The 26,689-nt window shown below is 62.3% G+C and carries 26 protein-coding genes, 1 tRNA gene and 1 pseudogene; 13 read left to right on the forward strand and 15 right to left on the reverse strand.

Features of this window, described 5'->3' with window-relative positions:
• The first annotated feature begins 22 nt into the window (after nt 1-22).
• Entirely contained in the window at nt 23-658 is a 636-nt protein-coding gene (locus CVS28_RS07340) for a DUF5684 domain-containing protein (protein ID WP_133159078.1), read from the forward strand.
• Here CVS28_RS07340 and CVS28_RS07345 read toward each other — a convergent pair.
• From CVS28_RS07345 to CVS28_RS07365, 5 genes are read right to left on the reverse strand one after another with little or no spacing between them, the layout of a single operon-like run.
• Entirely contained in the window at nt 635-946 is a 312-nt protein-coding gene (locus CVS28_RS07345) for an AzlD domain-containing protein (RefSeq protein WP_103481135.1), read from the reverse strand. The genes CVS28_RS07340 and CVS28_RS07345 overlap by 24 nt on opposite strands.
• Nucleotides 943-1,749 (reverse strand): AzlC family ABC transporter permease, encoded by an 807-nt coding sequence (locus CVS28_RS07350; RefSeq protein ID WP_103465305.1) that lies wholly within the window; start codon nt 1,747-1,749, stop codon nt 943-945. The genes CVS28_RS07345 and CVS28_RS07350 overlap by 4 nt, the downstream gene beginning before the upstream one ends.
• A complete protein-coding gene (locus tag CVS28_RS07355) occupies nt 1,746-2,144 on the reverse strand; it encodes a DoxX family protein (RefSeq protein WP_103465304.1) in 399 nt (132 codons plus the stop codon). Before CVS28_RS07355 ends, CVS28_RS07350 begins: the two co-directional genes overlap by 4 nt.
• Nucleotides 2,141-4,015, reverse strand: a complete 1,875-nt coding sequence (locus tag CVS28_RS07360; RefSeq protein ID WP_103465303.1) for a glycoside hydrolase family 15 protein — start codon at nt 4,013-4,015, stop codon at nt 2,141-2,143. Before CVS28_RS07360 ends, CVS28_RS07355 begins: the two co-directional genes overlap by 4 nt.
• A gap of 12 nt (nt 4,016-4,027) precedes the next feature.
• Complete coding sequence (locus tag CVS28_RS07365; RefSeq protein ID WP_103465302.1) at nt 4,028-4,927, reverse strand: glycerophosphodiester phosphodiesterase; 900 nt, start codon at nt 4,925-4,927, stop codon at nt 4,028-4,030.
• Nucleotides 4,928-4,949: 22 nt separating this feature from the next.
• On the opposite strand from CVS28_RS07365, the gene CVS28_RS07370 reads away from it, so the two are divergent.
• Complete coding sequence (locus tag CVS28_RS07370; RefSeq protein WP_243399750.1) at nt 4,950-6,239, forward strand: DUF445 domain-containing protein; 1,290 nt, start codon at nt 4,950-4,952, stop codon at nt 6,237-6,239.
• A gap of 84 nt (nt 6,240-6,323) precedes the next feature.
• Here CVS28_RS07370 and CVS28_RS07375 read toward each other — a convergent pair whose 3' ends face one another.
• The 3 genes from CVS28_RS07375 to CVS28_RS07385 form a co-directional block, all read right to left on the reverse strand.
• Nucleotides 6,324-7,208, reverse strand: a complete 885-nt coding sequence (locus CVS28_RS07375; protein WP_207767479.1) for a hypothetical protein — start codon at nt 7,206-7,208, stop codon at nt 6,324-6,326.
• A gap of 114 nt (nt 7,209-7,322) precedes the next feature.
• Nucleotides 7,323-7,772, reverse strand: a complete 450-nt coding sequence (locus tag CVS28_RS07380) for a DUF2871 domain-containing protein (protein WP_103481137.1) — start codon at nt 7,770-7,772, stop codon at nt 7,323-7,325.
• Between the two features lie 109 nt (nt 7,773-7,881).
• Nucleotides 7,882-8,523 (reverse strand): alpha/beta hydrolase, encoded by a 642-nt coding sequence (locus CVS28_RS07385; protein ID WP_103481138.1) that lies wholly within the window; start codon nt 8,521-8,523, stop codon nt 7,882-7,884.
• A 281-nt stretch (nt 8,524-8,804) separates the two neighbouring features.
• On the opposite strand from CVS28_RS07385, the gene CVS28_RS07390 reads away from it, so the two are divergent.
• From CVS28_RS07390 to CVS28_RS07415, 6 genes are all read left to right on the forward strand, one after another.
• Complete coding sequence (locus CVS28_RS07390) at nt 8,805-9,593, forward strand: DeoR/GlpR family DNA-binding transcription regulator (RefSeq protein ID WP_103481139.1); 789 nt, start codon at nt 8,805-8,807, stop codon at nt 9,591-9,593.
• Nucleotides 9,590-10,552, forward strand: a complete 963-nt coding sequence (locus CVS28_RS07395; protein WP_103481140.1) for a 1-phosphofructokinase family hexose kinase — start codon at nt 9,590-9,592, stop codon at nt 10,550-10,552. Before CVS28_RS07390 ends, CVS28_RS07395 begins: the two co-directional genes overlap by 4 nt.
• 1 nt (nt 10,553) lies before the next feature.
• The gene (locus CVS28_RS07400; protein ID WP_103481141.1) at nt 10,554-12,671 is read left to right on the forward strand and encodes a PTS fructose transporter subunit IIABC; all 2,118 of its coding nucleotides are present in this window, start codon (nt 10,554-10,556) and stop codon (nt 12,669-12,671) included.
• A 30-nt stretch (nt 12,672-12,701) separates the two neighbouring features.
• The gene (locus tag CVS28_RS07405) at nt 12,702-14,420 is read left to right on the forward strand and encodes a putative PEP-binding protein (RefSeq protein WP_103481142.1); all 1,719 of its coding nucleotides are present in this window, start codon (nt 12,702-12,704) and stop codon (nt 14,418-14,420) included.
• 34 nt (nt 14,421-14,454) lie between these two features.
• Nucleotides 14,455-14,730, forward strand: a complete 276-nt coding sequence (locus CVS28_RS07410; protein ID WP_103465294.1) for an HPr family phosphocarrier protein — start codon at nt 14,455-14,457, stop codon at nt 14,728-14,730.
• Nucleotides 14,731-14,908: 178 nt separating this feature from the next.
• Nucleotides 14,909-16,504 (forward strand): MFS transporter, encoded by a 1,596-nt coding sequence (locus CVS28_RS07415; protein ID WP_103465293.1) that lies wholly within the window; start codon nt 14,909-14,911, stop codon nt 16,502-16,504.
• Here CVS28_RS07415 and CVS28_RS07420 read toward each other — a convergent pair.
• The 4 genes from CVS28_RS07420 to CVS28_RS07435 all read right to left on the reverse strand — a co-directional run bounded on the left by CVS28_RS07420 (nt 16,447) and on the right by CVS28_RS07435 (nt 19,408).
• A complete protein-coding gene (locus CVS28_RS07420; RefSeq protein ID WP_103481143.1) occupies nt 16,447-17,172 on the reverse strand; it encodes a hypothetical protein in 726 nt (241 codons plus the stop codon). The two genes, CVS28_RS07415 and CVS28_RS07420, sit on opposite strands and share 58 nt — an antisense overlap.
• A 250-nt stretch (nt 17,173-17,422) precedes the next feature.
• Nucleotides 17,423-18,184 (reverse strand): SDR family NAD(P)-dependent oxidoreductase, encoded by a 762-nt coding sequence (locus CVS28_RS07425; protein ID WP_103465291.1) that lies wholly within the window; start codon nt 18,182-18,184, stop codon nt 17,423-17,425.
• Nucleotides 18,185-18,520 (reverse strand): GNAT family N-acetyltransferase, encoded by a 336-nt coding sequence (locus tag CVS28_RS07430; protein ID WP_103465290.1) that lies wholly within the window; start codon nt 18,518-18,520, stop codon nt 18,185-18,187. It abuts the gene before it with no gap.
• Between the two features lie 54 nt (nt 18,521-18,574).
• Nucleotides 18,575-19,408 (reverse strand): hydroxymethylpyrimidine/phosphomethylpyrimidine kinase, encoded by an 834-nt coding sequence (locus CVS28_RS07435; RefSeq protein ID WP_103481144.1) that lies wholly within the window; start codon nt 19,406-19,408, stop codon nt 18,575-18,577.
• A 102-nt stretch (nt 19,409-19,510) separates the two neighbouring features.
• Here CVS28_RS07435 and CVS28_RS07440 point away from each other — a divergent pair, with 102 nt between their 5' ends.
• Complete coding sequence (locus tag CVS28_RS07440; RefSeq protein ID WP_103481145.1) at nt 19,511-20,158, forward strand: cysteine hydrolase family protein; 648 nt, start codon at nt 19,511-19,513, stop codon at nt 20,156-20,158.
• A 103-nt stretch (nt 20,159-20,261) separates the two neighbouring features.
• On the opposite strand, the gene CVS28_RS07445 is transcribed toward CVS28_RS07440, so the two are convergent.
• Nucleotides 20,262-20,334, reverse strand: a tRNA-Lys gene (locus tag CVS28_RS07445).
• Nucleotides 20,335-20,546: 212 nt separating this feature from the next.
• Here CVS28_RS07445 and CVS28_RS07450 point away from each other — a divergent pair.
• The 4 genes and pseudogenes from CVS28_RS07450 (at nt 20,547) to CVS28_RS07465 (ending at nt 24,693) form a co-directional block, all read left to right on the forward strand.
• Nucleotides 20,547-21,194, forward strand: a complete 648-nt coding sequence (locus CVS28_RS07450; protein ID WP_103465287.1) for a hypothetical protein — start codon at nt 20,547-20,549, stop codon at nt 21,192-21,194.
• Between the two features lie 246 nt (nt 21,195-21,440).
• Nucleotides 21,441-22,004, forward strand: coding sequence for a DUF47 domain-containing protein (locus CVS28_RS07455; protein ID WP_243399752.1), 564 nt, complete (start codon nt 21,441-21,443; stop codon nt 22,002-22,004).
• Nucleotides 22,001-23,017 (forward strand): inorganic phosphate transporter, encoded by a 1,017-nt coding sequence (locus CVS28_RS07460; RefSeq protein WP_306418485.1) that lies wholly within the window; start codon nt 22,001-22,003, stop codon nt 23,015-23,017. Before CVS28_RS07455 ends, CVS28_RS07460 begins: the two co-directional genes overlap by 4 nt.
• 263 nt (nt 23,018-23,280) lie before the next feature.
• Nucleotides 23,281-24,693 (forward strand): annotated as a pseudogene (locus tag CVS28_RS07465) (amino acid permease).
• 96 nt (nt 24,694-24,789) lie between these two features.
• Here CVS28_RS07465 and pstB read toward each other — a convergent pair.
• Together pstB and pstA are read right to left on the reverse strand one after the other, a co-directional pair.
• On the reverse strand, nt 24,790-25,569 hold the full coding sequence (pstB, locus tag CVS28_RS07470) for a phosphate ABC transporter ATP-binding protein PstB (protein ID WP_103465284.1): 780 nt from the start codon (nt 25,567-25,569) through the stop codon (nt 24,790-24,792).
• A gap of 25 nt (nt 25,570-25,594) precedes the next feature.
• Nucleotides 25,595-26,689: a phosphate ABC transporter permease PstA gene (pstA, locus tag CVS28_RS07475; protein WP_243399754.1), complete on the reverse strand. Its 1,095-nt coding sequence runs from the start codon at nt 26,687-26,689 to the stop codon at nt 25,595-25,597.

Here is a 26,689-nt window from a genome sequence, read left to right on the forward strand (position 1 = left end):
GTGTGCGGATAAGGTTTCCGGTATGCTTTCCTCTCTCCTTGCCCTTCCGCTGGCACCAGCCCCGGACCCATACGACTACTCCTACAACAGCGACCCCACCATGGATTCAGCTGCAACCCTGGGGATTTTTGCCTTGTTCATGGGCATCTATGCTGTCATTTTCTTAGTCATCTGGTTGGCCAGCGGCTTCGCCTGGGCAGGCTTGTTCGGCAAGGCAGGGCAGCCAAAATGGGCCGCCTTTGTGCCCTTTTACAACACCTGGATCATGGTCAAGATTGCGGGGCGGCCGGAATCAAACTTTTGGTTGCAGTTCATTCCCTACGCTGGCATCTACTGGACCGTTCTCACGCTCAATGACCTGGCCAAGTCCTTCGGCAAGGATGTGGCCTACACGGTTGGCTTGATCTTTGTCCCAGTGGTCTTTGCCGCCATCCTCTCCTACGGGGACGCGAAATACCTGGGCCCGGCTTACCGGACGCCCGAGCAGAAGTACTATGAGCAGCAGTACGGCCAGCAACAGTACGCCCCCACACAGTACGGAGGCGCCACCTTCGGACAGCATTACGGCCAGCCGGATCCCGCCGCACAGCAGTACCCCGGTGCGCAGCAGTACCCCGCACAGCCCCCGTACGGCTCAGGGCCAACCCAACAGTCGTAGCAGGGCAGCGGCGGCGGCGCCAGCAATGACGACCACCAAAAAGGGCGCCTTGAGCCAGAGCGCAACGGCTGCCGCCACCAAGGCGCCCACCCGGGCGTCAAGAACCACATTTGTGCCGCTGGCAGCCACATTGACCACCGTCAGAGAGGCCAACAGCCCTATGGTCAAGGTTCCTGCAATGTGCGACATCCTCGGACTGTCCAGCACCTTCGCCGGAACCAGGTAACCCACAAGTTTTGTGGCGTACGCCAGCACCACTGAAACCAGCAGCCAAAACCACAAGCTCATGATTTTTCCCCGTCCCCGGCATCGTCCGCGTGACTGGCGTTGCCTGTGTGTCCCGTGTGGCTGGCGTTGCCCCTGTGGCCCGAGTGGAGCGCGTAGGGGTCAATGTCCGGTTCCATCCCATCACTGTCATGGCCGGGATCGGGGGCGGGCCGGAACCAACCGATGAGGCCGGCCGTCACAGCTGCCACCAAAATGGGCACGCCGGCTGGAACAAAGGGAATGGCCAGCAGTGTCGCCAGGGCGCACACGATGGCAATGGCTGCCGGCTGGAACGCCTTGATGCGCGGCCAAAGGAGGGCCAGGAACGCTGCCACGGCAGCGCCGTCGAGCCCCCATTGTTTAGGGTCGCCCAGTGCGCCGCCAATGTAGGCACCCACAGCCGTCATGATGTTCCACAGCACAAAAATCCCCACGCCGGCCACCCAGAAGCCGCGTTTTTGCTCCTCCGGGTCCGTCTGGCCTGTTGCTGTAGCGGTGGATTCGTCAATCGTGACGTGGGCTGCCGCAAAACGCCGCCACCCCGCGGGGCGCAACAGGGAATTGATCTGCATACCGTAGATGCCATTGCGAATGCCCAGCAGCGCAGAAGCGCTCATGGCAGCCACGCCGGAGCCGCCACCAGCCACCACGCCGATGAAGGCGAATTGGGAGCCGCCACTGAACAGCAGCAGGCTCAGCACCACCGTTTGCCAGAAGGACAGCCCTGAAGCCACCGAAAGCGCCCCGAAAGACACCCCGTAGAGTCCCGTGGCGATGGCTATCGAGGCGCCAATCTTGGCCGCCGGTGAATCAAAAAGCCTCATGCGCGGCGCACGCTCCACGCCCAGGCGATGAGTGGCAGCTGCAGCGGCAGGCGCACGGAATGGATGCGGCGGGCCTCGCTGCTCCCGTCCGGACCAAAGGCCCGGCGCAGCGCCGAAACGTGGCCCGCGGTGAACCCGGCAAACATGAGCGCTGTTGCGGTGGCGGATGCCTTGCGGGTTGCGGGCAGCAGGAGACCCACAGCGGCCAGGGCCTCCGGGGCTGCCGAGACCAGCACCCACTGGTGGCGCGTCATGATGCCCAGTTCACCGGCCTTGTCCGTGCAGAGAACGGGCGGAACTACGGGGTAGTAGAACTTGGGATTGCGGACGTGGTTCACCGCACTGGCACCCAAGAGGGCGGCCAAGGCCCATGCGCTGACGTTACTTGCCTTCATTGGCCCATGGTTTCACGCTGTATGGCCAAGTCCGGGTTTGCGTCCACACGGCGGACAATGGGAATGGCATTCGTGGCCAGGCTCAGCTGCTCCGTGCCGTGCAGGGCATCGGCTGCGCGCACCAGGGTCAGGTGGGAGAACGCCTGCGGGAAGTTCCCGGCCATCCTGTCCTGCCCAAGATCGTATTCCTCGCTGAGCAGCCCCAGCTCATTGGCCAGACCCACCAGGGTATCCATCAACTCCACGGCCTCGCGGCGGCGCCCCGAATGGGCGTATTGCTCCACCAACCAGAACGAACAAGCCAGGAACGGGTGCTCCCCCGGCTCCAGCCCATCCACTCCGGAGTCGGTTCGGTAACGCAGAATCAGCCCCTTCTCCCCCACCAGTTCCTCCTCCATGGCGGCCACCGTGCCGAGCATTTCCGGGGAATCGTAGGCCACGAACCCCACTTGCGGAATAACCAGCAAGGACGCATCAGTTGTGGTCCCGCCATACGTCTGGGTGAAGGTATTGAGCTCCTTGTTGAAGCCGTAGGCCAAGATCTCGGCACGCAGCAATTCCCGCGTGGCCTCCCAGCTTTCCACCGACCCCGACAACCCGTGGTCGCGAACAGCACGAACGGCGCAGTCAAAAGCCGCCCACATCATGACGCGCGAATGGGTGAAATGCATCAAATCCCCCCGCATTTCCCAAATGCCGTGGTCCTTGTCAGCCAAGTGATTCTCAATGAAGCCCAGCATGGCTTGTTGCAGCGGCCAAGAGAAGTGATCCTCATGCCCGCCAGCGAGCCGCAGCTTTTCCAACGCCACCAGCACCTCACCAACAACATCGGCCTGGTATTGGCCCACGGCGCCGTTGCCAATCCGGACAGGCAGGGCCCCCTCGTAACCCGGCAGGTGGCTCAGCTCGCCTTCGGCCAGGTCCCGCTCCCCGGAGAGCCCGTACATGATTTGCAGGTCTTCCGGGTTGCCTGCCACGGCGCGCAACAGCCAGTCACGCCACTTGAGCGCCTCATCGGCGTAGCCGTGCGTCAGCATCGCCTCCAGCGTCAACGCCGCATCGCGCAGCCAGCAGAACCTGTAGTCCCAGTTCCGTGCGCCGCCAAAGTCCTCCGGCAAAGATGTGGTGGGAGCGGCAACAATCCCACCGGTGTCCTCATGCGTCAGCGCCCGCAGCACCAGCAGGGAACGCTCCACAATGGCGGCGTACTTGCCGTCCTGGTTGTAACGGGACGCCCAGTCTTCCCAATAGGCGCATGTCTGATTTAGTGCATGATCTGTGTCGATCGCCTTCGGGATAGGCCGATGCGAGGGATACCAGTGCAGTTCCTGCTCCACCCGCTCCCCCGCCCGCACAGTGAAAAGCCCGCTGTGTTGATGGCCGACGGCGTGGGGCAGCTCATCCCCGCGCATCACCAGGGCGTCCGGCCCGGCCACGGCAACAATGACTTCCCTGCCGTCGTCCTCGGTCACGCGTCGCACCCAGGGCAGCACCTGGCCGTAGCCCGGACGAACCGTGATTTCCTCGTTGAACTGGACTTCGCCGCTCAAACCATCAACGCGGCGCACAATGGAGGCCCTGCGGTCACCCACGGGCATGAAATCGGTGACGCGCGCGGTGCCCGTGGGGGTACGCCACAGCGTCTCAAGGACAAACGTACGCCCCAGGTAGGACCTGTATTCCACAGCCGCTTCGGGGTGCGCGGGCGCCAAATGCCACCGGCCATGGTCCGCGGTTCCCAGCAACGCGGTAAAAACAGCCGGAGAGTCAAAGCGCGGGAAACAGAGCCAATCGATGCTCCCATCCCGGCCAATGAGGGCGCCTGTGTGTAGATCGGACAGCAGTGCATAGTCTTCAATTCGCGATGCCATGACTCCATGCAATCACATTGCGTCAAGATCCAGCTGTGTATTTTGCCTCGCGGGGTAATTCTCCAACAGCGCTCGAATTTCTGCTGGCCTGTTGCTTGTCACCTGGGCCACGTGCGCGTCAAGGCACAGTTGCAGGTCCTCGGCGCTGTCCACTGTCCACACGCGCAAGGTGCGCCCGGCGGCAAGCCACCTCGCGGCGTTTTCCGGATTGGCACGCAGGTACTCGACGCCGGGTCCGGCGAGCTGGGCAACGCCGTCGTCAACCAGCTTTTCCGCCTCAGCCATGGTCCGGCGTATGAAAAAAGCCATGGTGTGGCCAACTATGGGGCCTACCTCCAGTTCCTCACGGACGTCTTCAACGTCCACCTCTTCCAGGAGCTGGCACAGCTGCCCGGCACTGACTTGCCGGGCCAAATACGTCATCGCATCGGGGTGAAAACTCATGAACGAGACGTTGATGAATCCGGCATTGGAGGACTTCTGGTCCCACCCGTGTAGTCGCAGCGCCTGAAGTGTGGCGTCAATCAATTCTGGATTAAAGGTGGCGCCGTACTTGAATTCGAGGGCCAATCCCACGGGCCGCCCCGCCCCGGCAAGGATCGTAAGGAGTTCGGGCAGAGTCAGCAATTGTGTGGCCACAGTGCCAAAGGCTGACGGGATCTCTGCCCCGTGCCAGCTGCTGAAATCAAGGGCCCGCAGCTGCGCCAGCGTCAGCTCCGCGACCTTGCCCGTCCCGTTGGAGGTCCGGTCCACGTCCTCGTCATGCAACAACACCAAGGCACCGTCGGCACTGAGGCGAAGGTCGCACTCAACCCCGTCGGCGCCGTCGGCCAGTGCCTGTAAATAGGCGGCACGCGTGTGCTCGGCGTAGTGGGAACTAGAGCCGCGGTGGGCGTAGATCTGAACCGTCATGGCACCACGCTACGCTTACTGCATGGCGCAAACACAACAGCTGGGTACAGCAACTTCTGCCACTGCACGCAATCGCGACGCGGAAAAGGCCGCTGCCCTGCGGCGCATGAAGCGCATCGCCCTGGGGTTGTTGCTGTTCATGGCGGTTGTTTTTTGCTTCGCCTTTGCCTTCCAACACCAATATCCGTGGCTGACTTACGTTCGCGCGGCCGCCGAGGGTGGCATGGTGGGCGCGCTGGCCGACTGGTTTGCCGTCACCGCACTGTTCAAGTACCCCATGGGGATCAAAATCCCGCACACCGCCATCATCCCCAACCGCAAGGACGAGATTGGCGCATCCCTGGGCGACTTTGTGGAAACCAATTTCCTCTCCGAAGCTGTCGTCTCGGAGAAATTGGCCAACACCGAGATCGCGCAAAAGGTGGGAACCTGGCTGGCTAAGCCGGAAAGCGCCCAACGCGTGGCCACCGAAGGTTCGGCCGCCATCCGCGGCGCCATGGCAGTTCTCAAGGACGACGACGTCCAGGACATCATCGAGGCGATGGTGCGCAAGCACGTGCTTGAGCCGCCGTGGGGCCCGCCCATTGGCAAACTGGCCGAGCGGATCTTTGCCGACGGCCACCATCATGCCCTGGTGGATCTCCTGGTTGACCGTTCCACCACGTGGATCCGGGCCAATCACACCACCATCAGTGGGCTGGTTGCCGACAGGTCCCCCAGCTGGGTCCCACAGTTTGTGGACGGACTGGTGGGGGACAAAATCTACACCGAAATCTACAAGTTCGCCCGCGCAGTCCAGGACGACCCCCGGCACGAGGTACGCCTGAAACTGGATGAATACCTCAAGGAACTGGCCCAGGAATTGCAGCATGACCCGGCCATGATTGCCAAGGCCGAATCCCTGAAGAACCAGGTTTTAGGCGACCCGGAGGTCCGGGAATTGGCAGGGCGCACCTGGGCCACCATCAAGTCGGCGCTGACCGACGCAGTGGAAGACCCCAACTCCGAGTTGCGCCTCAAATTCACCGCGGCGGTGCAGGACTTTGGCAGCAAACTGGTTAACGATCCCGAGCTGGCTGCAAAGGCCAACAAGTGGATAGCCGACGCTGCCGCCTACCTGGTGGGCACCTACAAGCACGAGATCACCTCCCTGATCACCGACACCGTTGGGCGTTGGGATGCAGTGGAGACGAGCGAGAAGATCGAACTGCAAGTGGGCAAGGACCTGCAGTTCATCCGCATCAACGGCACTGTGGTGGGGTCCCTGGCCGGCCTGGCGATCTTCACCGTGGCAACCCTGGTGTTCGGCTAGCGGCAGCACGAGCAAGCGCCGGCCTGGAGCAAAGATGGGGCCGGCGCGGTGCGGGCACCAGCCCCATCTTTGGGCAAGGCTGCTCTAGCTCTTGAACTCCTTTGGCGGCTTCGGGCCCTTGATTTTCAGTGCCTTCGGGGGTTTGGGCGGCTTGCGGGCGGCATCAAGTTCGGCCAAGAGTTCCGGCGGAATCATCATGGGCGGCGGGCCAAAGGCGCGCTGGGCGGAGGCAATCACGGCCCGACCCATCATGTAGTTGCCCACTCCACCAACTACTGCGCCAACACCAAACGGCAGTGCCTTGCCCACCACGGACGCGCTGCCCTTGACAGCCATCTTCCGCAGGAACCGCTTCTGCATCGGCCCGATGATGCTCTTCACTGCCGCCAGGGGCACGCTCTTCGTGACCGTTTTACCCCACGTTTGCATGGGCGTCCTCCCGTTGCCCAGTGCGTGGCCGGTCAACCCCTGGAGCATGGCAATGCCTTCATCGCCCAAAATAATGGCCATGACGGTGACTTGTGCGGCTTCCGGGTCCTGCAGCCGAACCCCATGAAGCTCCGCGACAGACTGGGCGTACAAGGCCGTCGCCTCAAGAAAGACCACGGTGGCGGCGGCAGAGATGGACAGGGCCGCAACTGTGCCTACCCCCGGGATGATGGCCGTGGCGCCAATGGCCGCGCCACCGGTTCCCACGCCGGAGAGAAAATCGCGCTCCAGCCGTTGGCTCAGCTCGAAGGCAGTGGCGTATGGATGACGCTTGCGAAGCCGGCGCAAGTTCGCCAGAACCAGCGGGCGCTGCACCTCCACCGCCTTGAGCAGCATGCTGTGAACTGCCGGTTTGGGGCGGCCCCGCTCATCAAAAGCCGCACCCGCCGCGATTTCCAACGCCGGGTTGTGCCGTTCTGCCGACTGGGCAAAGCCCGGTCCGGGCATCAAACCACCGTGATTGCTGTCTTTACGTGCCATCGAATCCCCTGCCGTGTGTTTGCCTCAAGGGTAGCCGCCCAAACTGGCAATGGCCCAGACGTTCACTCTGGGGAAACTAGATGCCCGCCGTGAACACTCGACCCTGCTGGGACGTTAGGCTGTGAGCGCTGCGGGAGTTCCGGCGTCGTGCTTGGCATTGGCCCCAAACAGCCTGGTCCGCAGGGCCAGGAACAGCAGCACCATGCCGGTGCTCAGGAAGATGTGGCCCAATCCGGCGATCCCGGGGATTGCGGCGGAGACCTCGGTGACGCCGTCCACCTGAAGGATGCCGTGGACCACCATAATGCTGGCGGTCAGGACCAGACCCGCGTTGTACGTCCAAAAGAACCAGTTAAAGAGCTTTGAATCGGACAGGGTGAACAGCTTTTCCAGGATCAGCACAATCAACAGGACAATGAATCCCAAGGTCAGCAGGTGGGTGTGGACAATGGAGAGCTGGGTGGTGCCCGCAAAATCCTTGCCCTTGGTGAATTCACGGTAAAACAGCCCCGAGAGCACGCCAATGACCATGTAACCGAATGCCGAATAGAAGAGCTTCTTCATGCTGTACCCCTTTTGTTGGTGGGCCCACTGCGGGCCTTTACTCCAGCCTAGGAAGGCACACGGCAACTGCCATCAACCATTTGGTTGAATGTTGCTCAGCGCCGGGGCACTATGCGTGCGGCACGAACGAGCCGGGCACATGGCCGGTGAGAAAAGCTGAGACATCGCTCATCTCCACAGCACTGATGGTGTGCCCCAGACCGCGGTAGACGGAGTCGCTGAGATCCGTGTTTGCCGCCAGCCAGCCAGCCGTGAAAGCCGTGGCGTCCCGGTTGATGACCAGGTCAGCGCGGTCGTGGGCCCAGTAGAAGGGGATCCGGGTGGTCAGCGGTTCCATGGCGGCGAGCAGTTCATTCTTCAACACAAACCCGGACAGGCCCACACCTGCGGTAAACATCTTCGGGCGCAGCCGCATCAAGGTGGTGGCCATGGCCATGCCCTGCGAGAAGCCCAGGACTGATACGGAACTGAATTTGTGCTTGGCCATCATGGTGTCCAGCCAGCTCAAGACGGCAGTGGCGGCACCCACCACCTCCGCGAAGTCATTGCTCAGAAAGTAGTCAAGGAGGAACCAGCCGTAGTCTCCGGAAACGTCCAGCGGAGCCCGGGGTGCTGCACACGTAATACTGCGTGGCAGCTGGCTAAACAACTCGCCCATGCGAGTCTCGTCGGAGCCATAGCCGTGCAGCATCAGCAACAGCGGCGTGCCGGCCCGCTCATGCACCGGGCGGGACCACAAAACCGTATCCATGGCCTAAGACTACTGATCGCCGCGGCGCTGCCACTGCATGATGTCCGCATGACTGCGCTTTGGCGGCTTGGCGGCGGGTTGCGAACCGCCGTCAAGCCGCCAAAGCGCAGTCGAGCCGGAAAAGCGTGGAGTCGAGCCGACCAGCCACACCGCCAAACACCCGAATTTCTGTGTTTATGTGGGAAAGATGTTGACAATCAAAGATAAACGCAGATAAAGTCATGTGAAACAACACCGTGACGCTCGTCACGCGCACTAAGAAGAGCTGTGAAAGGAATCGCATGTTTGCGGAGGAACGGCACCAGAAAATCGCCGAACTCGTCAGCGCCCAGGGCCGGGTTGGTGTCAATGAGCTGGCTGAACTGTTCGCCATCACGCAGGAAACAGTGCGCCGCGACCTGGCTGCGCTTGAGGAATCAGAGTTGCTGCGCCGCGTTCATGGCGGCGCCGTGGCCTTGGACCGCCTCACCCGAACGGAGCTGAGCCTGACTGAACGGCAAAGCCAGCGCCTGGACGAAAAGCAGCGCATAGCCACCGCCGCCATGGCCCTGATCCCCCATGCACCCACGGCCTCGGTTCTGTTGGACTCCGGCACCACCACCGCTGCCCTCGCCGAGCGGCTGAGTGCCTGGGCGCCCGCCAAGGCAGGGGATGAACTGCTTGTCATCACCAACTCCCTGCCCACCGCCGCCTCCTTGAGCACCAACACCCACCTCCTGCTGGACATTGTGGGCGGACGCGTCAGGGGCCTGACCAGCGCAGTTGTCGGTGCCCGTGCCACAGAGCAGCTGGGTGCACTGCGCCCCGACATCGCCTTCATCGGCGCCAACGGCATCCACGCCGACTTTGGCCTGAGCACCCCCGATCCCGTTGAGGCGGCCACCAAAACGGCCATGGTCAGGGCGGCCCGCCAAGTGGTGGTCCTGGCCGACGCCTCCAAGCTCGGCACCGAAACCCTTGTTCGCTTCGCAACCCTTGAGGAGATCGACACCTTGATCACCACCTCCGAACCATCCCCGGAACTGGCCTCAGCCCTCGCCTCAGCCGGCGTTGATGTGGTGATCGCATGATCCTCACCCTGACGCCCAACCCGAGCCTTGACCGCACCATTGAGCTGGCTGCCCCCCTGGAACGAGGGGAGGTTCAACGCGCACACTCCGCCTCGCAGCACCCGGGCGGCAAGGGCGTGAACATTGTTCGGGCCCTTGCCGCGTCCGGCATCGAGGCACTGGCCCTGCTGCCGGGAGATCCGGACGACGCCGTTGTCCGCGCCTTGTCCGTGGAAGCCATCGGGCACATCACCTTGCCCATCGGCGCGGCACTGCGCAGCAATGTGGCCATCACCGAGCCCGACGGCACCACCACCAAAGTCAACGAGCCCGGCCCCACCCTCACGCCAGCGCATGTTGCGGCGTTGCTGGAACTCACTGTTGAAAAGTCTGACGGCGCCTCCTGGCTTGTGCTTGCCGGATCGCTCCCGCCGGGGGTGCCCAGCGATTTTTACGCCACCGTCATTGACGCGGTGCGTGCGGCGTACGGAACCACCGCCCCGAGGATTGCCGTTGACTCCTCAGGTGCACCTTTGCGCGAATGCCTGCGCAGCTCCCCGGACTTGATCAAACCCAATGGTGAGGAACTGGCCGAGCTGGCAGGCACCGGCAATGGACCCGAGCTGGAATCCGACCCTGCACTGGCAGCGGACACAGCATCCTCACTTATCAGTCAGGGAGTTGGCGCAGTCCTGGCCACCCTTGGCTCCAGGGGTGCCGTTTTGGTCACTAATGAAGGCAGCTGGCATGGGCGCGGCCCCGCCATCGAAGCAAAAAGTACAGTCGGCGCAGGCGATAGTGCCCTGGCCGGATATCTGCTGAGCACCTTGCGCGGAGACTCCGCCCAAGCCTGCCTGCAGCAAGCAGTGGCCCATGGGGCGGCCGCAGCTTCTCTCCCCGGAACCATGGTTCCGGCCCTTGCACAAACCAACCCCGCCGCCGTCACCGTGACGGCTCTGGCCTCAGCCGAAGAGATCTGACATGACAACTCTCATCACTACCGATTTGGTGCTCCTTGACACCAATCTGGGCACGGACACCACCGACGTTATCCGCCACCTCGCCGAACTCATTGCTACTTCTGGCCGGGCCTCCGGCGTTGAAGGTTTGTTCGCCGACGCCCTGGCCCGCGAACAAAAAACTGCCACGGGTGTTCCCGGCGGCATAGCCATCCCGCATTGCCGATCCGAGGCAGTCCTGGAACCCACCCTCGCCATGGCACGCCTGAACCCCGCAGTCGACTTCGGCGCCAAAGACGGCCCGGCCGACATCATCTTCTTCATTGCAGCTCCCGCAGGTGCAGACAACGAGCACCTGAAACTGCTCTCCAAGCTGGCCCGCTCACTCATCAAAAAGGACTTCACAGCAGCCCTGCGTGCAGCGGAAACCCCGGCCGAAATCGTAGCCCTCGTCGCGGAAGCGCTGGCCGACAAGCCAAAGGCAGCGGCATCAACCGCACCGGCGGCAGGCGCGACTGCGGCTGCCGCCCCCGGCGAAACCGGCAATGAGGACCCGGGAGCGGCTTCGGGCGTCCGCGAAGCGGGCGGGGTTTCCATTGCCGGTGAAGCCGGGGCGGCCCCGCAGGCTGCACCGCGCCCGTTGCGGCTCGTTGCCGTGACGGCGTGCCCCACAGGCATTGCCCACACGTACATGGCAGCCGATTCCTTGGTGTTGGCCGCCCAGGAGGCCGGCGTTGACCTGCAGGTTGAAACGCAGGGCTCGGGCGCCGTGACCCCGTTGGATCCGGCGATCATTGCCGCAGCGGATGCCGTGATCTTTGCCGTGGATGTGGATGTTCGCGGCAAGGAGCGCTTTGCCGGCAAACCAGTGATCAACGCTCCTGTGAAGCGCGGCATTGATGAGCCGGCCAAGATGATTCAGGAGGCACTTGCGGCCGCCACGAATCCAAACGCGCACAAGGTGCCGCACTTTGGCGCCGAGGAATCAGCCGAACAAAAGGCTGGCGCCGCCAATGAGCACCTTGGCACCAAGATCAAGAAGGTCTTGCTCACGGGTGTCAGCTACATGATCCCATTTGTGGCCGGTGGCGGTCTGCTGATCGCTCTGGGCTTCCTCTTGGGCGGCTACGACATCACAGATGTTGCCCAGGACGTTGTCCTGCAGAACAGCCTGTTCAACCTGCCCGACGGCGGACTGCTCACGTACCTGGGTGCTGTCGCCTTCATAATCGGAAAGCTTTCCATGAGCTTCCTGGTCCCCGCACTGGCCGGCTACATTGCCTTCGGCATTGCCGACAGGCCCGGCATTGCGCCCGGCTTCACGGCAGGTGCGATTGCCGTGTTCATGGACGCAGGCTTCCTCGGTGGTCTGGTGGGCGGCATCCTGGCCGGTCTTGCCGCGTACTGGATCGGCAGTTGGAGCGTTCCGCGCTGGCTGCGCGGCCTCATGCCGGTCGTCATCATCCCGCTGCTCGGCTCCATCATCGCCTCCGGCGCCATGCTCCTGTTCCTCGGCGCACCCATTGCTGCGCTCACTGTGGCACTGAACAGTTGGCTGACCGGCATGACCGGGGCGTCCGCTGTGGTTTTGGGCATCATCTTGGGACTCATGATGTGTTTCGATTTGGGCGGCCCCGTCAACAAGGTTGCATATTCCTTTGCCGTGGCCGGTTTGGGCGCGGGCACCCTTGCCAGCCAGGCCCCGTGGGAAATCATGGCAACAGTCATGGCTGCCGGAATGGTTCCCCCACTGGCCATGGCACTGGCCACCACCATCGACAAAAAGCGTTTCTCCCTGGCCGAGCGTGAAAATGGCAAGGCCGCATGGCTGCTGGGCGCATCGTTCATCTCCGAAGGCGCCATCCCGTTCGCAGCGGCCGATCCCCTGCGCGTCATCCCTGCAGCAATGCTCGGCGGCGCCGTCACAGGTGCCATGACCATGGCATTCCATGTGACCTCGCAGGCGCCCCACGGCGGATTCTTCGTGTTCTTCGCGATCGGCAACTTGGGCATGTTTGCCTTGTCCATCGCGGTGGGAACTGTGATCTCGGCATTGGCAGTGGTCGCGCTCAAACGCTGGGCCGTCCGCAAGCCCGTTGATAGTGTTGCCACAACGCAACTCGTCGGCCAGTCCAGCTAGGAGCCGGCATTGACTTTCAAAGGAAGCCTTATGCAAAGCTATGTTGGCGTCGGCGTCACCCCGGGGCGCGTGGTAGGCCCGGTACGGATCATGCCCCCTGCCTTGAGCGCACCTCCCGCCGGCGAGAAGTTGGATAGTTCGGCGTCGGCCGAGGCTGCCGCTGCCAAGCTCAAGGAGGCGGGTGCAAGCGTCAAGGAGACCTTGCTGGAGCGGGCCGGCCGGGCCACCGGCGACAGCAAGGCAGTGCTGGACGCCACGGCTTTGATGGCCACGGATCCCATGCTGATCAAGGCGGCCATCAAGCTCATCAACACGGGGCTTTCCGCCGAACGCGCCATCTGGGATGCCGGGGACACTGTTGCCGCCATGCTGATCAGCCTGGGCGGTTACATGGCGGAGCGGTCCCACGACGTCCTCGATGTCCGCTCCCGCATTGTTGCCGCCTTGCGCGGGGTGCCTGCCCCGGAAATCCCGGATTCGCCGGTTCCCTTCATCCTGGTTGCACACGATCTGGCCCCGGCAGACACGGCAACACTTGACCCCGCAAAGGTCATCGCCTTGGTCACAGCCGGTGGTGGGCCGCAGTCGCACACAGCCATCATCGCCCGCAGCCTGGGCCTGCCGGCCGTGGTTGCCGCCCGTGGCGTCACAGAGCTGACGGACGGCGAGTTTGTCTTTGTGGACGGCGCAGCCGGGAGCATCTCAACCCATCCCGGGCAGAACGATGTCGCGGCAGCCCAAAAGTGGACAGAGCAGGCCACCTTGCTGAGCGTCTTTGACGGTTCGGGCCAGCTGGCCGACGGCACCGCGCTGGCGTTGCTGGCCAATGTGGGCGGCGCCAAGGACGCGCAAGCTGCAGCCGCCGCCAATGCCCAGGGCGTGGGTCTTTTGCGCACGGAGTTCTGCTTCCTGGGCCACGACACCGAACCCGGCCATGACGAACAAGTTGCCGCCTACAAGGGTGTTTTCGACGCGTTCCCCGGCGCGAAGGTTGTGGTCCGAACCCTCGATGCCGGGGCTGACAAGCCCCTGCCGTTCCTCACCGATTCCACCGAGCCCAACCCGGCTCTGGGTGTTCGCGGTTACCGGACGGACAGCACCACCCCCGGTGTTCTGGCCCGCCAGTTGGCGGCCATTGCCGACGCCGCAAAGCAATCCGCGGCAGTGGTGTGGGTTATGGCCCCCATGATCTCCACGCCCGCCGAAGCCGCCGACTTTGCGGCCATGTGCGCCACGGCCGGGCTGCAAACACCCGGCGTCATGGTGGAGGTCCCGTCGGCAGCGCTCACCGCACGCCATCTGCTGGACCGGGTTGAATTTGCCAGCCTTGGCACCAACGACCTCACCCAGTACGCCATGGCCGCCGACAGGCAGCTGGGTCCGCTGGCAGCCCTGAATGACCCGTGGCAGCCAGCAGTCCTTGCGTTGGTGCAGGCAACTGTCAACGGCGCCATCGCCCAAGCCAAGCACTCGGCGGCGTTGGCTACCGAGGATTCCGCACCCAAGCCCGTGGGAGTGTGTGGTGAGGCAGCAGCTGACCCGGCACTCGCCGTCGTACTGGCAGGGCTGGGCGTCAGCAGCCTGTCCATGACGGCACGCGCCATCCCGGCTGTCAGCGCAGTCCTGCGCACCGTCACCCTGGCGCAGGCACGCCAACTGGCGGAGCAGGCCGTGGCCGCGGCATCCGCGGCCGAGGCTCGCGAACTGGTCAGGGCCGCACTTCCCGCCCTGGCCGAGCTGGGCCTCTAAGCCCCCACATTTCACACACGTATTGGAGATAGAAATGATTGAACGAACAGCCACCATTGCGAGCACCGTGGGATTGCATGCCCGCCCGGCCTCGATCTTCGCCGAAGCCGCCGGCGATCTGGGTTTTGAGGTGACCATTTCCCGTGCCGGTGAGGCTGCCGAGGACGCTGTGGATGCAGACAGCATGCTGGCACTGATGAGCCTGGGCGTGGAGCACGGGGAAGTTGTTGTGCTGCGTACCGAGAACGATTCCGCCGGCGATTCATTGGAGACGCTGGTGCGCATTTTGGAGACCAACCACGACGCCTAAAACCCTGCACCAAAACCCCGTGTCGAGGCCCGCTAACAGTCTTGGACACGGGGTTTTTACGTGGTTGACAGGAACCCTTCCAAGGGCGCAAAATGCCCCATCTGCTAGAATTTAAGGTCTGCCCGTAGCGATGCAGCAGAAAGTCGCAAGCAAACAGCCTCCTTAAGGGGATCAGCAAATGCCCATAGACCGAAGCATGATTCAACCGGAAAAAGGTGTTAAGGACACCGCAGATCGATCGCAAGCTCGGCTCAAGAAGCCCCGCCTGCCAAAACTTAAGAAACGCCGCCTGGCCGTTGCTGACGTAAATATCGTCAACAAGCCCATGCTCAAAAAAGCCCTCGGCGGCACCGTCGTCGGAAACACCATGGAATGGTACGACGTAGGTGTCTTCGGATACCTGATCGGCACCATGGGACCGGTATTTTTGCCGGAATCAGACCCGGATGTCCGGACCTTGTTCCTCTTGGGCACCTTTGCCGCCACCTTCCTGGCCCGCCCCCTCGGCGGTGTGGTCTTTGGCTGGCTCGGTGACAAGATTGGTCGGCAGAAGGTACTCGCCACCACACTGATAGTCATGGCCGCCTCGACGTTCGCCGTCGGGCTACTGCCCGGATACGCACAAATCGGCATGTGGGCCGCCGCGCTGCTGGTCCTCCTGAAACTGGTCCAAGGCTTTTCTACCGGCGGCGAGTACGCAGGCGCCACCACTTTTGTCAGCGAGTACGCCCCAGACAAGCGACGCGGCTACTTTGCCAGCATTTTGGACCTCGGCAGCTACATGGGATTCGCCATGGGTGCCGCGCTGGTCTCGGTGCTTCAGCTGACCCTTGGCCAGGAAGCCATGGAACAGTGGGGCTGGCGACTGCCATTCCTGATTGCCGGTCCACTGGGTCTCATTGCCGTGTACTTCCGCCTGAAAATCGAGGAATCCCCGCAGTTCCAGGCAACCTTGGACGCCAATGAGGAGCAGTCAAAATCCGCCGCGGCCAGCGACGAAGCCACCTCAAGTGGACCTGTCCACCTGGTCAAGGTTTACTGGCGCCAAGTCCTGCTGGCCATGATCCTGGTGGCAGCAGCCAACACCGCGGGCTACGCCCTCACGTCCTACATGCCAACGTATTTGACTGATTCCATGGGTTATGACGAGTTGCACGGGACCATACTCACCATCCCCATCTTGGTCGCCATGGCCTTGTGCATACCGCTGACAGGTCGCCTCTCCGATAAAATCGGTCGGCGTCCGGTCTTGTGGGTCGGCGCCATCAGCACAGTGGTGCTGGCCACCCCGGCCTTCATCCTGATCAGCCTTGGCCCGATCTGGTCCACCATGCTCGGGCTGGCGCTAATCGCCTTCCCCGTCACCTTCTACGTCTCCAACCTGGCCTCGGCACTGCCGGCGTTGTTCCCGACCTCGAGCCGCTACGGCGGCATGGGGATCTCTTACAACTTTGCTGTGGCGATCTTTGGCGGGACCGCACCCTTCATCATGAAGGGACTAATCACCCTCACCGGCAACACCATGATGCCCGCGTACTACCTGATGTTGACCTCCGCCATTGGCGCGGTGGGCATTTACTTCCTGCGGGAATCTGCCCAGAAGCCGCTGCCCGGTTCCATGCCGAGCGTGGCCACAGTGGAGGAGGCACAGGAGCTGGTGGCTACTCAGGATGACAACCCGTTGCTGGACATGGACCACATGCCCTTTGACGACTCCTATGAGCCGGCGACGCCCGGTGCAGGCATCCCCGTCACGGTGGGCAGGCCGGAGTAGGCAAGTGTCATTGCGCTGGCAGCCGTGGCGGTCGTTTGACCGCTGAGCCGGCCGGCATCGGCCGCCGCGGGAATCTCCACAAAAATGGTGACTTTCCCGTGGCGGTTGTGGCCGCGCGCACCGCGGGCAGGCACCCGCACGGGCCTGTACAGGTGCCCAAACGGATCTTGCACCCGGGCCCGCTCCACCAGGCTCTTGCTGGTCAGGCGCCCGTCGATGTCTTGCAGAGACACAGGGTGGGTTTCCTGCCCATCCAGCACGCAGTTCCATTGAACCGGTTCCATGGCATGTTCCAGGTACAGGGTTTCAAACATGCACGCCAGCAGAGTTTCCCTGCCCGCCGGGTAGAACCGGCGCAGCGGGTACTCACTAGGATTGTGCCGCTGGGCCTTTAGCCAGGCCTGGCGCAGCCAGGAGAAGTCCACCGGCCCCAATGCCGTTGTTAGGGAAAGCTGCCTGTCTGCGTCTTGCAGGAGCCGGAACCCGGAGCCGTCGCGGCCCACAATGCAAATTGCTTGGCCCACATACTCGAAGTCATTCAACAGTGCAGCGGACGTCGGGTACAGCGTGAATTCCCCAGCATCGTCAACGGCAACATAGCCCCGGTGCTGCCCCGCCTGCGGCAAGCCCCCAGAGCCCTCCGGCACCAACTTTTCGCCAACTTCCATGCTGCGCTCACTTCCCTCAAGAATCGGCGGCAGTCTTTCTGACCACCCTGCCCCTTCTTCAATGAGATCACCGCAAGCGCACGCTGAAGCAGTTCTTGACGCGATCCATACGGCGCACAGGCCCTTCTTAACGCGATGTTGACCCAGGGCCGCTTCCCAGCAAGTGACCCGCAGTAGTGGTCGAAAAACACCGCAAAAACTTGTTTTTTCGACCACTACTGCGGGTCAGTTCAGGGGGCGGGCGCAGGGATCAGCGCCCGCGATTGCCGGCCGCTGCTGCGAGCCTGTCTGGCACCAGGCGGCTCAACGCCACCAGCGTGGCGTACCGCTTGGACGGGATGGACACGCTCTTGCCTGCGGCGTTGTCGGCCAGCCCTTCGCGGACCACCCGCTCGGGGTCGAGCCACAGCCATGACGGCACCGCGTCCATGCTGGCGCCCATGCGTTGGTGAAATTCGGTGTGCACAAAGCCTGGGCACAGGGCTGTCACCGCCACCCCTTTGGGCCCATAACGCAGATTGGCAAAGCGGCTGAAACTCGTCAGCCACGCCTTGGCAGCACCGTAGGTGCCGCGCGGAATGAACGCCGAAACGCTTGAGACATTGATGATGCGGCCGTGGCCGCGCGCCAACATGCCCGGCAATGCTGCATGGGTCAGCTGCATGGGGGTTCGGGCTAGAAGACGCAGGTGGGCCGTTTCTTCCTCGACACTGTTGTTTTCAAAGGCCTTGACCAGGCTGAACCCAGCGTTGTTAACCAGCACCGAAACGCCTCGGGCAGGGTCCGCGAGCCGGGCGCTGACGGAGGCAACGCCGTCGTCAGTGAGCAGGTCCGCCGGCAGGACCTCAACGTGAACGCCAAAGTCGGCCCGCAATCGCACGGCCTTGGCTTCAAGTCGGGTGACATCGCGCGCAACCAACACCAGATCATGCTGGGTGCGGCCCAGTTGTTGGGCAAACTCGGCACCCAGCCCCGAGGTGGCTCCCGTAATCAGGGCAGTGGGGCGTTCCACCTAGGCGTCCTGCGCGAGGTCAATGTACTGCGTGTACGGTTCCGGATGCTTGTCCAAAAACCGCAGTACATAGGGGCAATGCGGAATGATGCGCTTGCCGGATGCCACCACGTCGTCGAGGGCGTATCTGGCAAGGATCTTTGCCAGGCCGCGGCCCTCAAAGCCAGGCTGCGCCACTGTGTGGATGAGGTCTATATGACCGGGCAAATCCTTAAAGGAAAGAATCACTGCCAGTTCATCGGCTGCGAACAGTTCGTAACGGTGCCGGGAATCATTGCGCGTCATCCGCACAGTGGCGTCAAAGGGATCGGACTCTTGGGCTGCGAACTCACTCATAAAGTGAGCTTGGCACACTGAGCAGAAGCTGGCAACAGTGTGCCGGGCAGGCTTTTAGGCGCCTGCGCCGCCCTGCCACAAAGCGGTGAACGGCGCGCCGGATGTGACGCGGTTTTTTATGCCCTCGGTAACAAACACCTTGGCGGTGCGGGCTGCCTCCAACGGTGTGGCCCCCTTGGCCAGTTCAGCCGTCACGGCCGCTGCCAGCGAGCAGCCAGCCCCTGATACGGCAACCTCGCCCACCTTGGGGGCGCTGAGCACCTCAAGGGTTTCACCGTCAAAGAAAACGTCGACGGCGTCTGCTCCCTCAAGGCGCACGCCGCCCTTGGCGAGCACTGCTGCCCCGCTGATCTGGTGGATCTTGCGCGCTGCCGCCTTCAAGTCCTCCAAGTTCTTGATCTGCAGGCCGGAGAGTGACTCCGCCTCGAAGTGGTTGGGGGTGACAAAGGTGGCCAGCGGCAGGATCTGGGACTTCAAAGCCTGGTCGGTGTCCAGGGCGTGGCCGGGCTCCTGCCCCTTGCAGATCAGTACCGGGTCAAGGACAACGTGCTTGAATGCCGCCGCCTTCAGGGCTGTCTCAACGGTGGTGATGGTGGCGGGGCTGCCCAGCATGCCAATTTTGACTGTTTCCAACACGGTGGGTGCGCCGGAGGCGGAACCATAGGCCGCCGTCGTGGCTTCCAATTGATCGGCAATCACCTGCTGGTCAACGGGCACGAAACGGTGGTTCCAGTTGTCCTTGGGGTCAAAGGACACAATGCAGGTCAGGTTGACGATGCCGAAGACGCCCAGCTCGTGGAACGTTTTCAGGTCAGCTTGGGCGCCGGCACCGCCTGTCGCTTCGGATCCGGCGATGGTCAGGGCAAGTGCGGGGGCAGTTGTTGTCATGTAACTATCTTGCCATCTTGGCAGGCACTGTTCATGTGCGTCCGCTCGCTGTAGATTCAGCCACGTCAAGTGATATTTCCCCTCACGCAGCAGGAGTTTTTCTTGGATGCCGATTCAACTGCAGTAGTTTTTATTGAATTCCAAAATGACTTCACCTCTGAAGGCGGTGTTTTGCACGGAGCCGTCATGGACTCCATGCACGCCAACGGCACCTTGGACAACGCCGAGAAAGTTCTGGCAGCAGCCCGCGCGGCCGGGGCGACTGTTATTCACTCCCCCATCAGCTTCACCCCCGGGTACAACGAGATTGCCAAACACCCCTATGGGATTCTCAAGGGCGTGGTGGATGCCACCGCATTCGTCAAGGGTGCGTGGGGCGCAGAAATCATGGACAGGTTTGCCCCCGTGGAATCTGACATTGTCATTGAGGGCAAGCGCGGTTTGGATGCGTTTGGAAGCACCAATCTTGACTTCATTTTGCGGGCCAAGGGCATCAAGACTGTGGCGCTGGCAGGATTCCTGACCAATTGTTGCGTTGAATCCACCATGCTCACAGCCTATGAGCGCGGCTACAACGTGGGGACATTGACAGATGCTGTGGCCGCCACAAGCGTTGAAGAGGGGGAATCTGCTGTCAAGTTTGACTACCCCATGTTCTCGACGCCCACCACCTCAGCGGAGTTCATTGCCGCCCTGGAGTCTGCGCGGGGGCTGGAGGATTCCTCGCGAGGCTACACAGGCGTCTCCTGAGGCCGGACGGGGCGGCACAACAAAAATGCCGCCGTTTGACGGATTTGCCATAGTTCAAACTGTGGCAAATCCGGTAAACGGCGGCATTCTCACTAAAGATCGGTGGGCCCTGCGGGGCTCGAACCCGCGACCCACGGATTAAAAGTCCGATGCTCTACCAACTGAGCTAAAGGCCCGACCTAAAGGCAACCACCCAAAGATGAATCCATCCATGGAGAAGTTGTCCGCACAATAGACTACCGCACAGCACACGTCAGAATGCAATTGAAGGCCGGATCCCGGTGTCCGCGTCGCTGCACCCGTACCTCCCACCAGCCGATTCCACAGATTTGGCGCCCGCGGGCCGGTTCTCTCGACCACACCGGGCAGCGGGAGTAGTGTTCGTGTCATGAATGATCGACCAGCCAACAACACGCCCCGCCCGCACAAGCCGGTACCATTTTCCCCTGCCGACTTTGAGCAGTTCGCTGGGGGCATCGATCCGGCACGCGTGTCTGAAGCCGCGCATCTTGCCGCCAGGGCCTTGGTGCACAGCGGACGGGCCAGCAATGACCCGGAAGTCACCAAGCGGCTTGTAAAGCTCGCGGACAAACAGGGCCTCGAAGCCATTGCCGAGATGTGGGCTGCGAGTCCTGCCCGTTCCCTCCCCGGTGCCCTGTGGCGCCTGTACGCCCTCCGCGCCGCCACATTGCAAGACCCCGAGGGCATCAGCGTGTTCTTCCGGGCCGGCCAGCAAAAGGCCCAGGTGGCCAACGCCGTGGCCGGTGTGGCCGAGCCGCCCGGCGCCGAGGAAATCACCACCATGGCCAATGCGATTCTGTCAGGTGCGTTCGACGGCGACTTTGACGTTGCGCTGGAGCGTTCAGCCGCCTTTTGCCGGGTGGTTGCGTTGGGCCAGGCCACCATGGCGGTTGAACGTGAGGCTGCCCACGGGGAACATGCTGCGGCTCTCACCAGGAAGGCACACCAATTGGTACGCACGGCTGAGGATTTGGAGGGTGCCGCCAAGTCCTGGCGCAAGGGCGAACTGGACTAGAAAAAGGCCCCTCAGTTGACACTTTGGGCTGGACGTAGAAGACTGAAAGCGGTGTCGAACCGTGGAACCCCCGGGCTCCATTTTATAGCCGCCTAGAGCGGCCCAGTGCCGAGAGGCGCTCCCGGTTCGACACCACTTTTATGCCCTAAATATTCGGGTTTCCAGGAATCCGCTTTCGACAAAGGCCTCATAGTGAAGTTTCGACTTTTTCCCCAGGAGACCGCAGGGCTGCAAGCGCTGGTGAGCATGTCAGAACACATTCTGAGCGCCACCCACACCCTGGCGGAACTACTCGGAGCTGACCGGGCGGACTTCCCAGCCCTCACAGAATCGCTTCGGCAGGAGGAGTCCGCCTCCACTGCCAACTTCGCCACCTTGCTCACCGCCATGCGGACCAGTTTCATCAATCCGCTGCCCCGCGAAGATTTGTATTCCTTGGGCCAGGTGCTCAATGAGACCAGCGAAATCCTCACGGGTGCTGCCGAAGTTATCGAGCTGTACGTCCTGGACCGGATTCCGGCCCGTGTCAGCGACCAGCTTGAGATCCTCTCCCAGCAGGCGGAACTCACGGCCACCGCCATGCGCTCCCTGAACGATCTGGACGGCTTGGAGGACTACTGGCTGGAGGTCCTCCGGCTGGCCAAACGGGCAGACCACACCCACCGGGTGCTGGTGTCCGAGCTGCTGAAGGACCATAGCCCCACCACCTTTGCCAAGTACAAAACCCTCGCCGACCAGTTCGCGTCCGCGAGCCGGCAGATGCGCGCAGTTGCCACTCAAGTGGGCAGCATTATCGTCAAGGAATCGTGACCTTGATAGCGTTCCTGCTCGGTGCCGTCATTGTCACTGCGGCGCTTTTCGCGTTCCTGAACGGTTTCCGCGATGCCTCATCCGCCGTCGCCCTGTCCGTGCGGACCCGGGCCCTGACGCCATCCGTCGCCCTGTTTCTTGCGAGCTTTTTCAACTGCGTGGGCGCGTTGCTCAGCGTGATGCTCACGGCTGCCTTCGCCGACAGGCTGTTCACAGTGCCGCCGGGCCGGGTCGGGTTGCTTTTGCTGCTGGCGGCGCTCATTGGCGCCTGCCTGTGGGGCCTGTACTTGTGGTGGCGAGGCTTCCCGTCCTCCTCCACACATGCCCTCATCAGCGCACTGGTGGGAGCGTCGCTGGGGTCCGCCATCACCGGCCACGCCCCGCTCGACGGCATCAACACCACCATGCTGACCCTGGTGCTCCTGCCGCTGCTCATCTCCCCCGTGGTGGCGTTCGTGCTGGGTTTTGCCGCCGTCTACCCAACATCGTGGGCTGCCAAGAACACCGCACCCAACCGGGTCAACCGACGCACACGCCAGCTCCAGTCAGTGGCCGGTGCCGCGGTGGCCTTTGGCCATGGCCTCCAGGACGGCCAGCGCACGACGACGGTCCTGCTGTTTGCGTTGGTTGCCGCCGGTTCCATTGGGGTCGGGGAGGTGCCCCTGTGGGTTCCCATCTTCACTGCTGTCCTGCTGGCTGCTGGGACGCTGTGCGGCGGCTGGCGGATTTCCTACACACTGGGACACCGGCTGGTCCGAATCGATCCCATGCGAGGCTTTGTGGCCCAAATGATTGGTGCGGGACTGTTGTTTGTGGGTGCCATTGGCCTGCACATGCCACTGTCCACTACCCACACAGTCACGGGAGCCATTGCAGGCGCCGGGGCCAACCAGCGCTTTGCAACCACCAATAAACAGGTGCTGCGCAAGATCATCCGTGCCTGGCTGGCCACACCCATTGCATGCTTGGCGTTGGGTGCGTTGTTCTTCCTGGCACTCTCCCCCCTGGCCTAGTTCAGGGGCCGGGAACGTGCTGCAGACGGTGAAGGTTTGCTGCAAAGCCCGCCAAGCAGCTTTAATTGTTTTCTCCTGGTAAACAAATCGCCGTTTTTTGCTCGGCTTCAGTGCATTTGCCCATACTTCGACCAGACATTCTGGGACTATGGACAACGGACACAGGAAAAACCGGACTTAGGCTGAGTCGTCCCCGTGATGCCACTCACGAAAACCCGCGTCAGCGTCGCCGCCAACGGGTACCCCAAAAGGAAGTTTTGCCAATGCAAGCCGAGCAGCAGTTATAAAAGACCCTCAAACCCCGCCACCTATCCATGATTGCCATAGCCGGCGTCATCGGCGCCGGGCTATTTGTAGGATCAGGCGCCGCCATCCAGCAGGCAGGACCTGGGATTCTGGTGGCCTACGCGGCGGCCGGCCTTGTAGTCATTCTGGTCATGCGGATGCTGGGGGAAATGGCCGCTGCCCATCCCGAAACCGGTTCCTTTTCCACCTATGCTGACAAGGCTCTGGGGCGATGGGCCGGATTCAGCATCGGCTGGCTGTACGCCTGGTTCTGGATCATTGTGCTCGGTGTGGAAGCCACCGCCGGTGCCGCCATCATGCACCGTTGGGTGCCCGGCGTTGACCAGTGGCAGTGGGCGCTGGTCCTGATGGTGCTTCTGACGCTGACCAACGTGGCCTCCGTGAAGTCCTACGGGGAATTTGAATTCTGGTTTGCCTCCGTCAAGGTTGCCGCCATCATCGTCTTCCTCTTGCTGGGCGTCACTGCCATCCTGGGATTCCTGCCCGGCGTTGACGCGCCAGGCCTGGCGAACCTCACCGGCAACGGCGGCTTCTTCCCGAATGGTCCAGGTGCCGTGCTGGCGGGCGTCCTGGTGGTGGTGTTTTCCTTCTTTGGTGCTGAAATTGCCACGATTGCCGCCGGAGAGTCCGAGAACCCCGTGGATGCTGTGAAGAAGGCCGTGAAGTCCACTGTGTGGCGCATCCTGGTCTTCTACATTGGTTCCGTTGCCATTGTTGTGACGCTGCTGCCGTGGAATGATGCGTCGGTTGCCAAGAGCCCCTACGTTGCAGTCATTGAACTGTTTGGAATCCCCGGCGCCGGCACCATCATGGACGTGTTGGTTCTGACCTCCGTGCTGTCCTGCCTGAACTCGGGCCTGTACACGGCCAGCCGGATGCTTTTCTCGCTGTCGACGCGCGGCGATGCTCCCAAGTCCTGGCGCAAGATCTCCAAGCGCGGAGTCCCTGTCAGTGCCGTTCTGGCCTCCACCGTGGTGGGCTTCGTGACCGTGGGCCTGAACTACCTGTCCCCGGATAAGGTGTTCCTATTCATGGTCAACACCTCCGGCGCCATCGCCTTGTTCGTGTGGCTCGTGATAGCCACGTCCCAGTTGATTTTGCGACGCCGGATGGGCGCCGCGGCCAGGGAGCTCGAGTTGAAGATGTGGTTCTTCCCCTACCTGACCTGGCTTTCCATCGCTGCCATCATGGCCTTGATCGTTGGCATGATCATTGTTCCGCAAACACGGGAGGCGTTGCTGTTATCTGTCGCCTTAGCAGCCGTGGTGGTGGCCATCGGCGTCTTCCGCTACCGCAAGGGCGGTGTCAAGCGGCCCGGCGCTGAGGTGCTCGAGGCCGAGCCCGGCGACAAAGTTTCATCCCGCCCCTAGCAGTTGGCCCGCATCTTCCCCCCGAGTGTGCAGGTAACGCGCCCAAAATCAATTTTGAGAGCATTATGTGCGCACTCACGAACGATTCAGGGTGGCTTACCCGAAGCGGCCGGAAACGTAGTCTTCGGTTGACTTCTCGCCCGGGTTGTTGAAGATGGTGGCGGTGTCCGCGTATTCGATCAGCTTTCCGGGCTTGCCGGTGCCGGCAATGTTGAAGAAGGCCGTTTTGTCGGAGACGCGGGCAGCCTGCTGCATATTGTGTGTCACGATGACCACCGTGTACTCATCCTTGAGCTCGTTGATGAGGTCCTCAATGGCCAGTGTGGAGATGGGGTCAAGGGCGGAGCAGGGCTCATCCATCAGAATTACATCCGGTGACACGGCAATGGCGCGGGCGATGCACAGGCGCTGCTGCTGGCCGCCTGAGAGGCCGGAGCCGGGCTTGTCCAGGCGGTCCTTGACCTCATTCCACAGGTTGGCACCCTGCAGGGACTTCTCCACGAGGGAATCGGCGTCGGACTTGGAAATGCGGCGGCTGTTCAGCTTTACACCGGCCAGGACGTTGTCGCGGATGCTCATGGTGGGGAACGGGTTGGGCCGCTGGAACACCATGCCGATCTGGCTGCGCACGGTCACGGGGTCAACGCCGTCGCCGTAGAGGTTGTCGCCGTCCAGGAGCACCTTGCCCTCAACGCGAGCGCCGGGGATGACCTCGTGCATGCGGTTCAGGGTGCGCAGGAACGTGGACTTGCCACAACCGGACGGACCAATGAACGCTGTGACGGACTTGGCTTCAATGGTGATGCTGACATCTTCCACGGCCCGGAAATCACCGTAGTAAACATTCAAATCACTGACATCAATACGCTTAGACATAGCTAGGGTTCCTTCTAAGAAAAAGTTAGCGGCCGGTTTTCGGCGCAAAGAGGCGGGCCACCAGGCGGGCTCCGAGGTTCAGCAGCATGACAAGAATGATCAACAGCAGCGCCGCAGCCCAGGCACGCTGAGTGGACGGGTCCGCGTTGGACGGCGAGGTGGGTGTCATGATCTGCGTGTAAATGAACGTGGGCAGCGAGGCCATCCACCCGGAGAACACATTCATGTTGATGGTGGTGGCAAATCCTGCCGTCACCAGAAGCGGGGCGGTTTCGCCAATGACACGGGCAATGGCCAAGGTGACACCTGAAGCGATACCCGAGATCGCCGTCGGAATGACCACCTTGAGGATGGTGCGCCACTTGCGCACACCCAGCGCGTAGGCGGCCTCGCGCAGCTCGTTCGGCACAATCTTGAGCATTTCCTCGCTGGAGCGCACCACCACCGGGATCATGAGTACCGAAAGTGCCACGGCGGCCACGAATCCGGTCTTGGTGCCCGGCCCCAGGATCATGGCAAAGAACGCTGCTGCGAACAGGCCCGCCACAATCGAGGGGATGCCTGTCATGACATCCACCAGGAAGGTGATGACCTTGGAGAACGTGTTGCCTGCGCTGTATTCAACCAGGTAGATGGCTGTCAGCAGGCCCACGGGAACGGAGATCAGGGTTGCCCACAAGGTGATCATGACCGAGCCCATGAGTGCGTGGTAGACACCGCCCACCACGGGTGTGCCGTCCTTCACGGAGGCGTTGTCCACGGCGCCCGTCACGCCGTTCATGGAAGTGCTCAGGAAACCGGGGGTCAGCAGTCCGGGCACACCGTTGACAAGAACAGTCCAAATGACTGAGATCAGCGGCAGGAGCGCAACCAGGAAAGCGCCGTAGACCAAAGAGGTGGCGAACTTGTCGGTGGCTTTGCGGCGGCCTTCGACGACGCCGGCGGCCGTCACGTTGCCAATAACGAACAACACGGCGGAGAGAACGGCCCAACCAAAGACGTGGAAGCCAATCAGCGACATCAAGGCAGCAGCAATGACCACTGCGCTGAGGGCGATGACGTAGGGGGTGTACTTGGGGAGGCGGCCGCGGGTCAGGGCGGAGCGCTTACGTTCAGTCAT

The sequence above is a fragment of the Arthrobacter glacialis genome (genome assembly GCF_002909415.1).
Classification (GTDB): Bacteria; Actinomycetota; Actinomycetes; order Actinomycetales; family Micrococcaceae; genus Specibacter; species Specibacter glacialis.